Origin of the sequence: Pseudonocardia alaniniphila, assembly GCF_022524485.1 — a bacterium.
GTDB classification, from domain to species: Bacteria; Actinomycetota; Actinomycetes; order Mycobacteriales; family Pseudonocardiaceae; genus Pseudonocardia; species Pseudonocardia alaniniphila.
Window position 1 is genome coordinate 46,950 of sequence record NZ_JAKXMK010000010.1, and the last position, 11,624, is coordinate 58,573.

Annotated in this window: 13 protein-coding genes; 5 read left to right on the top strand and 8 right to left on the bottom strand. The window is 68.5% G+C overall.

Annotation, left to right across the window (positions count from 1 at the left end):
• Nucleotides 1–117: 117 nt before the first annotated feature.
• The gene (locus MMF94_RS12665; RefSeq protein ID WP_241036568.1) at nt 118–1,797 is read left to right on the top strand and encodes an ArnT family glycosyltransferase; all 1,680 of its coding nucleotides are present in this window, start codon (nt 118–120) and stop codon (nt 1,795–1,797) included.
• A 76-nt stretch (nt 1,798–1,873) separates the two neighbouring features.
• The gene (locus MMF94_RS12670) at nt 1,874–2,800 is read left to right on the top strand and encodes a decaprenyl-phosphate phosphoribosyltransferase (protein WP_241036569.1); all 927 of its coding nucleotides are present in this window, start codon (nt 1,874–1,876) and stop codon (nt 2,798–2,800) included.
• A 53-nt stretch (nt 2,801–2,853) separates the two neighbouring features.
• Here the strand turns inward: MMF94_RS12670 and MMF94_RS12675 are convergent, their stop codons facing one another.
• Nucleotides 2,854–3,489, bottom strand: coding sequence for a TetR/AcrR family transcriptional regulator (locus MMF94_RS12675; protein ID WP_241036570.1), 636 nt, complete (start codon nt 3,487–3,489; stop codon nt 2,854–2,856).
• Between the two features lie 50 nt (nt 3,490–3,539).
• On the opposite strand from MMF94_RS12675, the gene MMF94_RS12680 reads away from it, so the two are divergent.
• The 3 genes from MMF94_RS12680 to MMF94_RS12690 all read left to right on the top strand — a co-directional run bounded on the left by MMF94_RS12680 (nt 3,540) and on the right by MMF94_RS12690 (nt 5,974).
• Nucleotides 3,540–4,496 (top strand): zinc-binding dehydrogenase, encoded by a 957-nt coding sequence (locus MMF94_RS12680; RefSeq protein WP_241036571.1) that lies wholly within the window; start codon nt 3,540–3,542, stop codon nt 4,494–4,496.
• 115 nt (nt 4,497–4,611) lie between these two features.
• Nucleotides 4,612–5,229 (top strand): TetR/AcrR family transcriptional regulator, encoded by a 618-nt coding sequence (locus MMF94_RS12685; RefSeq protein WP_241036572.1) that lies wholly within the window; start codon nt 4,612–4,614, stop codon nt 5,227–5,229.
• Between the two features lie 76 nt (nt 5,230–5,305).
• A complete protein-coding gene (locus MMF94_RS12690) occupies nt 5,306–5,974 on the top strand; it encodes a biliverdin-producing heme oxygenase (protein ID WP_241036573.1) in 669 nt (222 codons plus the stop codon).
• A gap of 32 nt (nt 5,975–6,006) precedes the next feature.
• Here MMF94_RS12690 and MMF94_RS12695 read toward each other — a convergent pair whose 3' ends face one another.
• From MMF94_RS12695 to MMF94_RS43335, 7 genes are all read right to left on the bottom strand, one after another.
• Complete coding sequence (locus tag MMF94_RS12695) at nt 6,007–7,218, bottom strand: cytochrome P450 (RefSeq protein ID WP_241036574.1); 1,212 nt, start codon at nt 7,216–7,218, stop codon at nt 6,007–6,009.
• Nucleotides 7,219–7,302: 84 nt separating this feature from the next.
• A complete protein-coding gene (locus MMF94_RS12700; RefSeq protein WP_241036575.1) occupies nt 7,303–8,133 on the bottom strand; it encodes an ABC transporter permease in 831 nt (276 codons plus the stop codon).
• Nucleotides 8,130–9,089, bottom strand: a complete 960-nt coding sequence (locus MMF94_RS12705) for an ATP-binding cassette domain-containing protein (protein WP_241036576.1) — start codon at nt 9,087–9,089, stop codon at nt 8,130–8,132. Before MMF94_RS12705 ends, MMF94_RS12700 begins: the two co-directional genes overlap by 4 nt.
• A gap of 30 nt (nt 9,090–9,119) precedes the next feature.
• Nucleotides 9,120–9,962, bottom strand: a complete 843-nt coding sequence (locus MMF94_RS12710) for a DUF4097 family beta strand repeat-containing protein (protein WP_241036577.1) — start codon at nt 9,960–9,962, stop codon at nt 9,120–9,122.
• A gap of 70 nt (nt 9,963–10,032) precedes the next feature.
• A complete protein-coding gene (locus tag MMF94_RS12715) occupies nt 10,033–10,560 on the bottom strand; it encodes a YlcI/YnfO family protein (RefSeq protein ID WP_241036578.1) in 528 nt (175 codons plus the stop codon).
• Between the two features lie 84 nt (nt 10,561–10,644).
• The gene (locus MMF94_RS12720; protein ID WP_241036579.1) at nt 10,645–11,445 is read right to left on the bottom strand and encodes a helix-turn-helix domain-containing protein; all 801 of its coding nucleotides are present in this window, start codon (nt 11,443–11,445) and stop codon (nt 10,645–10,647) included.
• A gap of 11 nt (nt 11,446–11,456) precedes the next feature.
• Nucleotides 11,457–11,585, bottom strand: a complete 129-nt coding sequence (locus tag MMF94_RS43335) for a hypothetical protein (RefSeq protein ID WP_277398713.1) — start codon at nt 11,583–11,585, stop codon at nt 11,457–11,459.
• Between the last annotated feature and the right edge of the window lie 39 nt (nt 11,586–11,624).

The window sequence follows — 11,624 nt, forward strand, 5'->3', positions numbered from 1 at the left end:
CTGACTCCACTTCCCGGACAGCGTCTTCGACGCATCCGCGGTACCCAACGGTCTGCTGAGGCGCCGTTTCCCGCTAAGGAGCTTGGCGCCTCCTCTTGTCTGCAAGGTGATTGAACTGTGTCTGCCAATGAGCGTGTGGGTCCGACCCGCGAGGCGAGGGTCGACGACCCCGGCCGCGCGTGCGAGGAGGGAATCGACACCGTCGAAATTCGTCCGCGACTGCCGGCGTTGCAGTGGTGGGTTTTCGCGATCGTCGGGATCGTGGTCGTGCTGTCGGTCGTGCGTGCATATGGGCCGCTGACCTATCCGGGTGATATCTGGCGGCAGAGTGACACTGCCACTATCGCGCACAACTTCGCCACAAACGGCATGAACATCTTCTTTCCGCAGATCAACTGGGGTGGGGCGGGCCCCGGATATGTGGAGACCGAGTTCCAGCTGCTGCCGTGGCTGACCGCGGTGCTGTATCTCGTCTTCGGTGAACATGTCGCGCTGGGCCGGCTGATCTCGCTGGGTTTCATGCTGGTGGCTGCGGCCGCGTTCTGGGGCCTGGCTCGGAGGCTGCTGCCCCCGACCGCGGCTCAGTGGGCGCTGGCAGCGTTCTTCCTGTCCCCGGCGTTCATGCGCTGGGGGACGGCGTTCATGCCCGAGGCGACGGTATTGGCGTTCTACATGCTCGCCCTGCTCGGATTCTGTCGCTGGCTGCGCGAGGACCGGGTCATCTTCCTGGTGTGGGCCGCGGCGGCGACCTCGATGGCGGCGCTCGTGAAGCCGACGTCACTGCACATCGGGGCGGTCCTAGGGCTGTGGCTGGTCTTCGCCGCCCGGGACCGGTTGCGCAGGCCCTCCCTGTACGTGGCCGGCCTGGCGGCGTTGGTGGCGCCCGTGCTGTGGCTGCGCCACGCGGCCTGGCTGCACGCCACCTACGGCAACACCTTCGGCGTGATCTCCGGCGGTGACAGCAAGTGGGGCAGCCTCGAACTGTGGCTGAGCCCCGGCTTCTACGTGGGCAACTTCCGCAGCGAGGCGATTTTCATCTACGGACTGATCGGGGTGCCGCTGGCGGTGTTCGGCGCGGTGTGGCTTTGGCGGCGCCACTCGAGCACTTCCCTCACCGTGCCATTGCTCGCCGCCGGGATGATCGCGTTGGCCGTGTACTACTTCGCGGTGGGCCGCTACAGCAGCACCGACCTGGGAATCCAGTACCACGTCTATTCGCTGCCCTATGCGGCACTCGCCATCGGTGCCGGATGTACTGCGGTGCTGCATTGGACCCGCGGGCGATGGAGCCCCCTCGCAATCGGTATGACCGGCGTCGCGATGGCCGTGCTGTTGGGCTCCCAGGCCGTGAACGTGTTCTTCCAGTCATTGCCGGACCGCTCCGGAGTCTTCGGGGCCTGCGCGACGCAGCTCGATGCGGTGTCGAGCCCGTCGGACTTGGTGGTGGTCAGTACCACCAGCCGCACGATCGAGGACGGGGTGACCAACAACTACCAGGAACCGATCGTGTTCTTCCTCGCCGACAGGCAGGGCTGGAGCCTGCCCGCCGACAAGCACACCCCTGAGAGTGTGCAGAGTCTGCGCGCCGAGGGGGCGAGGTTCCTGGTGGTCGGCGATCCCCAACTCGTTCCGGCAGGCGGGCCGCTGGCGAGTTGGCTGGCCGACAACGCCGACCAGATCCGCTCCTCAGCTCAGGACGGCTGCGCGATCTGGGACCTCGGCCAATCCTCCCGCTCCTCTTCTGCCTCCGCGGGCGGGAGTGCTCCCGACTCCGAGAATCCACCCGGCAACCCATGAGCCCACATCGCAACGGCCGGAGCCAATCGTGCTGCCGCCCGCTCGCCGTTCGCCGTCTCTCCCAGAAGGACGATCGATGACCAGTACCGACGCGCCCGCACAGCAGATCGCCCCACAGCTGAACCGCACGCCCGTGAGCGTCGCCCGCGGCGTCGTCAAGACGATGCGGCCGCGGCAATGGCTGAAGAACGTCTTGGTGCTCGCGGCGCCATTCGTCGGTGGTGACCTGTTCACCGGGGGCATCGCGATCAATCTCGCGATCGCGTTCGCGGCGTTCTCGCTCGCCGCATCCGGCATCTACCTGGTCAACGATGCGAACGACGTCGCGGCCGACCGGGCGCACCCGACGAAGCGCAACCGTCCGATTGCAGCCGGGATCGTCCCGGGCCCGCTCGCGATGGTGGTGGCCGGCGTGCTGCTGCTGGGCTCGCTCGCGCTGAGCCTGCTGGCAGGGGCGAGCCTCGTGATCGTCCTCGCGGTCTACATCGGGGTGCAGCTGGCGTACTGCTTCTGGCTCAAGCACCAGCCGGTGCTCGACATCTGCATCGTCGCGTCCGGCTTCCTACTGCGCGCCATCGCGGGTGGCGCGGCCACCGGCATCCCGCTGTCGCAGTGGTTCCTGCTGGTCGCCGGGTTCGGGTCGCTGTTCATGGTGGCCGGCAAGCGCTACGCGGAGATGATGCTGGCGGAGCGCACCGGCGCGAAGATCCGCAAGTCGCTGGAGAGCTACTCCTCGTCGTACCTGCGGTTCGTCTGGGCGCTCTCGGCCACCGTGCTGATCACGACGTACTCCCTGTGGGCCTTCGACATCGGCGTGGAGCAGCACAGCAGCGTCTGGTCGGTGATCTCGATCGTGCCGTTCGTGATCGCCGTGCTGCGCTACTCGGTGGACGTCGACTCCGGCAACGGCGGCGCGCCCGAGGAGATCGCGCTCGGCGACCGCGTGCTGCAGGTACTGGCCCTCCTGTGGATCGCAGCCCTGGTGCTCACGGTGTACGCCTAGCCTGGATACGAGCTCGATGTAGCGAGACGGTGGACCTGGCCTCGTCGGCGCTCTCATCGGGCGCGGCTACCCGCCATCGGTGCCAGCCTGGCGGCGGGCGGGAGCGGCGCCGGCGTCGGCGTGGCCTGAAGAGCCTGGATCACGAGAGCGGCGAAGCGACGGGAGGCCGCGACGCGGGCGGCAGGCGACGCGGCGTGAATGCCGTCATTCGCCATGAGCACCAGGACCATGTCGTCAACGACGAAGTCGGGCCGCAGCCGACCCGCCGCCTTCGCTCGTCGCGCCAGTTCGGCGATCGCCTTCAGCGCGTGGTCGCGGTTTGCGGCGAAGTCCGCAGCGTGCGGGTAGGCCGCTATGAACGCCGTAGTAAGCCCGCGGTCGCGCGCGTGCAGCTCGCAGATCCGTTCGATCACCAGGCGGATGCCATCCCAGGGATCCTGCTCCCGAAGACCTTCGTCAACGATCACCCGACATGCCCGCACCTGGTCGGCGAAGGCCTCGGTGACCAGCGCCTCCTTCGCCGGGAAGTGGCGGTACAGGGTGGCGGGCCCGACCCCCGCGCGCCGCGCGACCTCCCGCATCGGGACGGCCAACCCCTCGGCGGCGAACAATGCGCGGGCCGCTTCGAGGATCCGGTCCCGGTTGTCACGGGCATCGGAGCGCAGGGAACGAGGCAGATGTTGGACCACTTCTCTCACTTCGGCTGAACGGACGGGCCCGTCCGTTAGCTTCCGGCAACGTGAAGGCGATCGTGATCACGTCGTTCGGAGGCCCGGAGGGTCTCGAGGTGGTCGACGTCCCGGAGCCGGTCCCGGATCGTGGCCAGGTACTGGTCGCACCCGAGGCGATCGGCGTCGGTGGCGTTGACGCCGTCATCCGCCGGGGCACCCTCGGCTCCTACGGCTTCACCGAGGGCCACGTCCCCGGCAGCGAGGTCGCCGGTGTCGTGACCGCGGTCGGAGCGGACGTAGACCCGTCCTGGATCGGTCGCCGCGTGTGGGCCTTCACCGGAACCGGCGGAGGCTACGTCGAACGCGCGGTCGCCACCGTCGAGGAGATCCACCCCCTGCCGGCGGACCTCGCGCCCGCCGACGCAGTCGCGCTCGGCGGCTCCGGCGTGGTGGCGCACTTCGGCCTCGCCCACGCCCACCTCGCTGCCGGCGAGTCGGTGCTCGTGCGGGGCGCCTCCGGCAGCATCGGCACCACGACGGTCCAACTTGCTGCTCAGCAGGGTGCCGGTGCCGTGGCGGTCACCACGTCCTCGCCCGAGCGCGGCGAGCGCCTGCGCGAACTCGGTGCGACGCACGTGCTCGACCGCACGGCACGCGGAGGCCCCGGGTTCGACGTGGTCATCGACATCGTGGCGGGCCCCGCCCTGCCTGACCTCCTCGACTTGCTCAACCCGAACGGGCGCGTCGTCGTGGTCGGGGCAGTGGGCGGCCTGCCGCCCAGCGACCTCGGCTCCAGGTTGATGGCCTCCTTCCAGAAGTCCCTGTCCATCGCCACCTTCAGCTCCGCCACCGTGCCCGCCGCCGATCGACGCGCCGTGCGCGCCGCGCAGTTCGCGGCCGCGGCACGCGGTGAACTCCGCACCGTGATCCACGATGTGCTACCTCTCGACCAGGCCGCAATCGCGCACCACCGGATGGACGCGGGCGAGGTGTTCGGCCGGATCGTGCTGACTCCCGGTCGGTAGCCACACGGGGCATCCGATCGCTCTATCGGCGACCTGCGTTGCCCATTCGTCAGGGTCTGATCGACGCGCGTCCCCTAGGTTGGCCTCAACAGGCACGGGCGGACGGAGGTGCGCGATGCCGAAGATCATCGGGGGCTCGCTGCACGCCCACCGCCAGCAGGTGCGGGCACGGGTCTTCGAGGTGCTGCGCACGCAGCTCTACGAGCGGGGGTTCGACGCGGTCACCCTCGCCGGGGTCGCGGCCGAGGCCGGCCTCGGTCGTACCGCGATGTACAACCACTTCCCCGACAAGGAAAGCCTGCTCGTCGCCTTCGTCGAGGCCGAGGCGGCCGGCTACGTCGACCGGCTGCGCGAGGCCGTCGACGCGATCCCCGACCCGGTGGCCAAGCTCGCCACGTTCGTGCGGCTGCAGCTGCGTGTGCTCGCCGAGTACCACCTCCCGCCGGGCACCGCGCTGGCGTCCGCGCTCGCACCGGCCGCGTACCGGCGAATCAGCGCGCACGCCGACCCGATCACCGAACAGCTGCGCGAGATTCTCGACGCCGGGCGGCGCGCGGGGCGGTTGCCGGACGAGGATCCGGACATCCTGCTCCCGATGATCACTGCGGCGCTGGCCAGTCGCCAGGTCGTCGACGTGCCGCCTGAGCAGCTGGATCAGGCCATCGAGGCCGCTGTGCGGTTCGTGCTGCGAGCAGTCGGAGCGAGTGAGGTCGACGAGGGGACGGCGAAATAAGGGTAGCCTAACTCGCGGGGATGACCTAAGCTCTTTCTGACAAGGTGTCAGATCGTTGCCCCGAGGAGACGCCCCAATGCCGGTGACCACCGACCTCGTCTCGGCCCCGTTCTCCGCGACGCTGCGCGCCTCCACCAGGGCCGTCCACGAGCGCGCCAACCACTCCGGCTACATGAACGCGCTGTTGGGCAGCGAGCTCACGCTGGCCGGCTACACGCAGCTCGCGGTCCAGTACTACTTCATCTACCGGGCGATCGAACAGGTCAGCGACACGATGGCCGGCGACGACACCGGTCGCGAGTTCGTCTTCGACGAGCTGCGCAGGCTGCCGAAGCTCGAGGCCGACATGGCGTTCCTCGTCGGGCCGGACTGGCGCGAGACGATCCGCCCGCTTCCCGCCACCGAGTCGTACGTGCGACGCATTCACGAGGCGTCGGTGTGGGCAGGCGGCTACGTCGCCCACCACTACACCCGCTACCTCGGAGACATCGCGGGCGGCCAGATCATCCGCCGGCTGCTGGCCACCAACTACGGCATCGTCGACGAGGGCGCGCTGTTCTACCACTTCGACGAGATCGGCAGTGCCCCCGCGTTCCGCGACCGCTACCGCGCCAAGCTCGACGCCGCCCCGTGGAACGAGACCGACCGAACCAGGGTCGTCGACGAGACACTCATCGCGTTCGAGTGCAACGTCGCGGTGTTCGCCGAGCTGGCCGAGGACATGCACCGGTACCAGGCGGCGTAAGGCCGCCTCCCTCACCCGCCGCCGGCGCGCGATCACACGTCCCAGGTGACCGGGAGGCGCTTCACTCCATAGATGTCCGCGGTCTCCGGGCGCAGGCCGACCTCTTCGGCAGGTACGGCCAGGCGCAGGGTGGGGAAGCGGTTGACCAGCGCAGGGAGCGCGACCCGCATCTCGACGCGGGCCAGTTGCTGGCCGAGGCACTGGTGGATGCCGTGGCCGAAGGCCAGGTGGCCGCCGTCCTGCCTGTGGAGGTCGAGCACGTCGGGATCATCGAAACGCTCAGGGTCGCGGTTGGCGGTGTTGATCGACAGGATGACCGCCGTGCCGGACTCGATGGTCTGGCCGCCCAACTCGACGTCCTCCAGCGCCGTTCGCATGAACGTCTTCGCGACGCTCAGGTACCGCAACAGTTCCTCCACGGCCCGGTCGGCGAGCGCGGGATCGGCGCGCAGCGCGGCCAGTTGCGCCGGGTTGCGCAGTAGCGCGAAGGTGCCCAGCGCCAGCATGTTCGTGGTGGTGTCGAGCCCGGCCGCCAGCAGGGTCAGGCTGATCCCCCTCAGCTCCTCATCAGTCAGATCGCTGCTGGTGAGGTCGCTGAGCACGTCATCGGTGGGGTGCGCGCGCTTGCCGGCCACCAGCTCCGCGAGGTACTGCTGGGTCGCGAGGTAGGCCGCGATCAGGTCCTCGTCGCTCGTCTCCCCGTTCATGAACTTGTCGATGTTCTCCTGGAAGGAGTCCCGCTCCTCGTAGGGCACCCCGAGCAGCTCGCAGATCATGATGGCGGGGATGGGCCTGGCGAATGCGGTGACCAGGTCCGCCGGCGGCCCGGCCTTCTCCATCGCGTCCAGGTGGTCGGCGGTGACCTGCTCGACGCGCTCGGTGAGCTGGCGCATCCGCCGGACGGTGAACTTGCCCACCAGCGGTTTGCGATAACGGCTGTGCTGCGGCTCGTCGGTGAGGAGGAACTCGCCGGGTGCCGCAGAAGGGACTTCGATGAGGTCGCCGTAGTCGATGAGCGGGTGGTGGTGCATGAGCTCCTTGCGCGAGCTGAACCGGGAGTCGGCCAGGACCGACCGGACCAGGTCGTATCCGGTGATCAACCAGCCCTGGTGCCCGTCGGGGAAGGGATAGCGGCTGATGGGGCCGTGCCGTCGGGCATCGGTCAGCTCTGCCGGCGGGTCGAAGGGGCAACCGGGCCGGCGCGCCGCGGGCAGCGTCGTGACGGTGTGGACGGATTCACTCATGGTCGTTCCTCATCTCGCGATAGTTCATGTTCGGCACGCCTCGGAAGCCGTGATGCATTCAGAATTCATTGTGATGGGGTGCTGTCATCGCGAGTACTCGCGGTCGAACAGCTGCTTCGACCAGAGGTAGCCGCCCAGGGCGATCAGGGCGCACCAGACGAGCGCGATCCACGCGTTGTTCCCGATCGGCTGGTCCATCAGCAGGCCACGCAGGGTTTCGATGATCGGCGTGAACGGCTGGTATTCGGCGAACCAGCGCAGCCCGTCGGGCATGGAGTCGGTGGGGACGAACCCGCTGCCGAGGAATGGCAGCAGAACCAGTGGCATAGGAAGATTGCTCGCGGTCTCGACGCTCTTGCTCACCTGGCCGAGCGCGACGGACAACCACACGAGCGCGAACGTCACCACCGCGAGGAAACCGGCCGTGGCCAGCCATGCGCCCAGCCCCGCGGCGGGCCGGAATCCGACCAGCAACGCCACGCCGATCACGATCGCCAGGCTGAGCATCGCTTGGATCACGCTGCCCAGAACGTGCCCGGTCAGTACCGAGACACGGGCGATGTGCATGGTGCGGAACCGGGCGATGATGCCTTCGGTCATGTCCATGGCGATCGAGATCGCGGTCCCCTGGACCGTGGCCGTGACGGTCATCAGAATGATCGCGGGTGCCACGTAGTTGACGTACTCGGAACGTCCTCCCGAGCCGCCGCCGAGACCGGCGCCCAGCGTGCCGCCGAACACGTAGACGAACAGCAGCAGGAAAATGATCGGCATCCCGACAAGCATCACGGTCATCGACGGATATCGCAGCATGTGTTTGAGGTTGCGGCGCAGCATCGTCATCGAGTCGCGCAGCGAGTAGGAACGCATACTCGTCGCGGCGGGGCGTGTGAGGGCGTGGGCAGGGGCGCTCATCGGATGGTCACCTTCTGGTCGTCCGGGTTGCCGGTGAGGGCGAGGAAGACGTCATCGAGATCGGGGGTGTGCACGGACAGCTCGGCGACCTCGATACCCCGGTGGTCGAGCCGATCGAGCAGGGTCTTCAGCGAGCGGACTCCGCCGTCGCTCGGCACCCTCAGGGTGAGCGCGTCGTTGTCGCGAAAGACCTGGCCCAGCAGGGGTAAGGCTGCATCGAGGCCGCGCGGGTCGGCGAACCGCAGGCGGATGTGCCCGCCGGGGATGCGGCGCTTGAGTTCGTCCGCGGTTCCCTCGGCAACCAGCCGGCCGTGGTCGAGGACCGCGATCCGGTCGGCCAACTCGTCGGCCTCTTCCAGGTACTGCGTGGTCAGGAAGATGGTGACGCCGTCTGCCACCAGGTCGCGGACGATCCGCCACATGCCTCGGCGGCTGCGCGGATCCAGTCCGGTGGTCGGCTCGTCGAGGAAGATCACCTGCGGGCTGCCGACCAGGGTCATCGCGAGGTCGAGCCGCCGCCGCATACCTCCGGAGTAGGTGGATGCCGGTTTCCTGCCGGCCTCGACAAGGTCGAACTGGTCGAGGAGCCGGGCGGCGCGGCGCCGCCCCTCTCTGTGGGACAGGTGATGAAGATCCGCCATCAGCAGCAGGTTCTCCTCGCCGGTGAGCAGGTTGTCCACCGCCGAGAACTGGCCGGTGACACCGATCGCGGCGCGCACCGCGTCGGCTTCGGCCGTCAGATCGTGTCCGGCGACCCGGGCGGCACCCGCGTCGGCACTGATCAAAGTGGACAGGATCTTGACCGTGGTGGTCTTCCCGGCGCCGTTCGCGCCCAGCAGTGAGAAGACCGTTCCTCTCGGCACGTCCAGGTCGAGACCGTCGAGCACGACGTGGTCCGCGAACGACTTGCGCAGCCCGGTCACGGTGATCGCCGACTGGAATTGCGTGGTAGTCATGGAATTTCCGTTCGCAATGGTCGGAAGCGGTCAGGAGCGGCGGATCGTGACGTCGCCGTAGGACGTGCGTGCACGCACCTCGACGGTCTCGTCGGACTCTTCGGGCCGGCCGGCGGTATCCAGTTGGTTGCGCACATGCCCGAACCCGGTGTTCACCTCGAGCCAAGCGGCGGTGCCCTCGGCGATGCCGATCTCGAGGTCGCCCGCGGCGGTGCCGAGGACGACCGTGCCGCGGACCACTTCGCCGAGACGGATACCGCCGTTGGCCGTTTTCGCTTCGACACCGGCACCGGCCCGGTCGATGGAGATCTCGCCGTTGGCCGTGCGCACCCGCACGTCGGCGGCGACCTTGTCGATCACGATGTCGCCGTTGGAGCTCTTGACGACCGCTGTTCCCTCGATGTCGCCGAGCCGGACCTTTCCGGTTCCGGTGGAGAGCTCTGCATTGCCCGCGATTCCGTCCACGGTGAGGTGACCGGCGCCCGTGTTCAGGCGCAGCGGGCCGGTCCGTTCCAGCTGGGCGTTCCCGGCACCGGTCTTGAACCGGCACTCGCCGAGCCGGCCCGCACTGCGGAAGTCACCCGCCTGTATCTCGGCGGACACCTGGGAACCGGTGGGCAGTTCGATGGAGACGTCGACCGATCTGGTCTTGCGGGAGAAGTCGAAAACCCGCTTCGGACCGGCGACGTGGAGAACGCCGTTGGTGAAATCGACGCGAACCTGCTGCGCGGCCTTCACGTCGGACTCGTCGGACTCCTCACTGGGACGGACCTCGACGAGCGTCTCGGTCCGGTCGCTCGCGGTGATCCGCACATCGGCGACGCCGAGCTCGATCGTGACGGAAATCGGTTCGGGTGTCTCGAAATTGGGCATGGTTGTCCCCTCGTCATGAGTCGGTAGGGCGTCCCCGCAGGTCAGGGACGTGTGATGGAACGCGGTGTGGCTAGCGCACCCAGCCGGTGAAGCGCTGCTGGCTGCGTTTGATGCCGCGCGGCTCGGGGCGCTCGTCGCGTCCGCTGTGCAGGGCCGCGGCGGCAGCCCGCACCAGCCAGGCGTTGACCGAGCGCCCTTCCTTGGCGGCAGCCTCCTCGATGGCGGCCTTGAGCTGCTCCGGTAGGCGCACGTTGATCCGCGTGGTGGGGCCGTCCTCGGTGATCGGCGGAGCGGCGTCCGCGACGTCGTCCTCCACCGCCGGGCCGTCGTCGGTCGCGTTCTGGAGCGGCTGCGCGGGCGGCGAGGTCACGACGAAGTCCGGATCGCGTCCGCGCAGGCGCAGCTCCACCGAACCCGGGGCCAGGTCGCGGGTGATCTCGTCCGCGGCAGCCGAGAGCGCTTCCAGCAGTGTCATCCGGATCGCGGACTCGAGTGAGCCGCTGAGGCGCTCGACCACCGCACGGGCCTCGTCACCGCCGGCGTCGGCGAGCGTGGCGAACTCGCGTCCGAGGTTGCCCACATACGAGGTCAAGTCCATGGCATCACTTTGGCACACGAGTGGCACCACTGCAAGCCAGAGTGGCTCAGGATCGACGCCGGATGGCACCATGTGGCAGTCGCGTCAGCCCTCGTTCGCCGCGCCGACGTGCTCGCGTCGCCAGCCGGCCGGTGTCGTCCCGTACTGCCGACGGAACGCCCGTTCGAACGTACTGAGGTCGCGGATCCCGACCGCAGCCGCGATGCTCGACGTCCCGAGCCGGGCGTACCTCGGGTCGGACAACATGGCCTGTGCCGCGAGCAGCCGCTGCTCGCGAAGGAAGGCGCCGGGCGTGGTCCCGATCCGTTCGAACAGGCTGTACATCCGGCGGACCGACACATGGTGGCGCCGCGCCAGTTCCTCGACCCGCAGGTGCGGATCGGCCAGGTGCTCGCGAACGTGCACCCGCATCATCTCGAGCAGCACGTCATCAGGGCCGTTCCCGTCGGGCACTGCGGGTGGGACGTCTCGCAGCACCATCGCGAGCAGCTCGATCGCGGCTCGCCCGGCGTCCAGCCGCTGCCCCGCGGTGAGCTCGTCGGCCACATCGAACAGCCGGCCGAGGTAGCCGGACAGCACCTGCATGGCCGGGGCTGCGGGGTCCATGCTGCGCGCGCAGGCCTCGGTGATCTCGGCAGTACGGAGCGGGAGCGACTCGCGGGAGAAACGCAAGCTCAAGCTCAGACCCTCGGTCGATGTGACTGCCTCGTAGCGGCTACGGACCTCGGCCAGCACTCCCGTACCGGCCGCCGGCTCAACGAAGCGGTCGTGCTGACGAACGCGGCCCTGGCCGTCCAGATAAATGCAGAAAAGCATCAGGTCGTCGGCGGGCGCTCTTGCTACCATCCGGTCCGTCCGGACCGCCGACATCTGCCCTAAGTGCATCCGACTGAGTGTCAGGGTCCGGCCCAATTCCTGGAACGCGACCCGCCCGTGGAATTCGGGACCGTCTGGACGATCACCGGAAGGAAGAACTCACCGGCGACGTCTTCCAACTCCTCGCCGGAGTACTCGACGATCTGCACGGCCCCGAGGCTACTCCGCCATCATCCCAGGTCGGAAGG

What these genes read in the sequence shown, in the direction of transcription:
- MMF94_RS12670 (WP_241036569.1), top strand. Translation starts at nt 1,874, where the DNA reads ATGACCAGTACCGACGCGCCCGCACAGCAGATCGCCCCACAGCTGAAC.
- MMF94_RS12685 (WP_241036572.1), top strand. Translation starts at nt 4,612, where the DNA reads ATGCCGAAGATCATCGGGGGCTCGCTGCACGCCCACCGCCAGCAGGTG.
- MMF94_RS12690 (WP_241036573.1), top strand. Translation starts at nt 5,306, where the DNA reads ATGCCGGTGACCACCGACCTCGTCTCGGCCCCGTTCTCCGCGACGCTG.
- MMF94_RS12695 (WP_241036574.1), bottom strand. Translation starts at nt 7,218, where the DNA reads ATGAGTGAATCCGTCCACACCGTCACGACGCTGCCCGCGGCGCGCCGG.
- MMF94_RS12700 (WP_241036575.1), bottom strand. Translation starts at nt 8,133, where the DNA reads ATGAGCGCCCCTGCCCACGCCCTCACACGCCCCGCCGCGACGAGTATG.
- MMF94_RS12705 (WP_241036576.1), bottom strand. Translation starts at nt 9,089, where the DNA reads ATGACTACCACGCAATTCCAGTCGGCGATCACCGTGACCGGGCTGCGC.
- MMF94_RS12710 (WP_241036577.1), bottom strand. Translation starts at nt 9,962, where the DNA reads ATGCCCAATTTCGAGACACCCGAACCGATTTCCGTCACGATCGAGCTC.
- MMF94_RS12715 (WP_241036578.1), bottom strand. Translation starts at nt 10,560, where the DNA reads ATGGACTTGACCTCGTATGTGGGCAACCTCGGACGCGAGTTCGCCACG.
- MMF94_RS12720 (WP_241036579.1), bottom strand. Translation starts at nt 11,445, where the DNA reads ATGCACTTAGGGCAGATGTCGGCGGTCCGGACGGACCGGATGGTAGCA.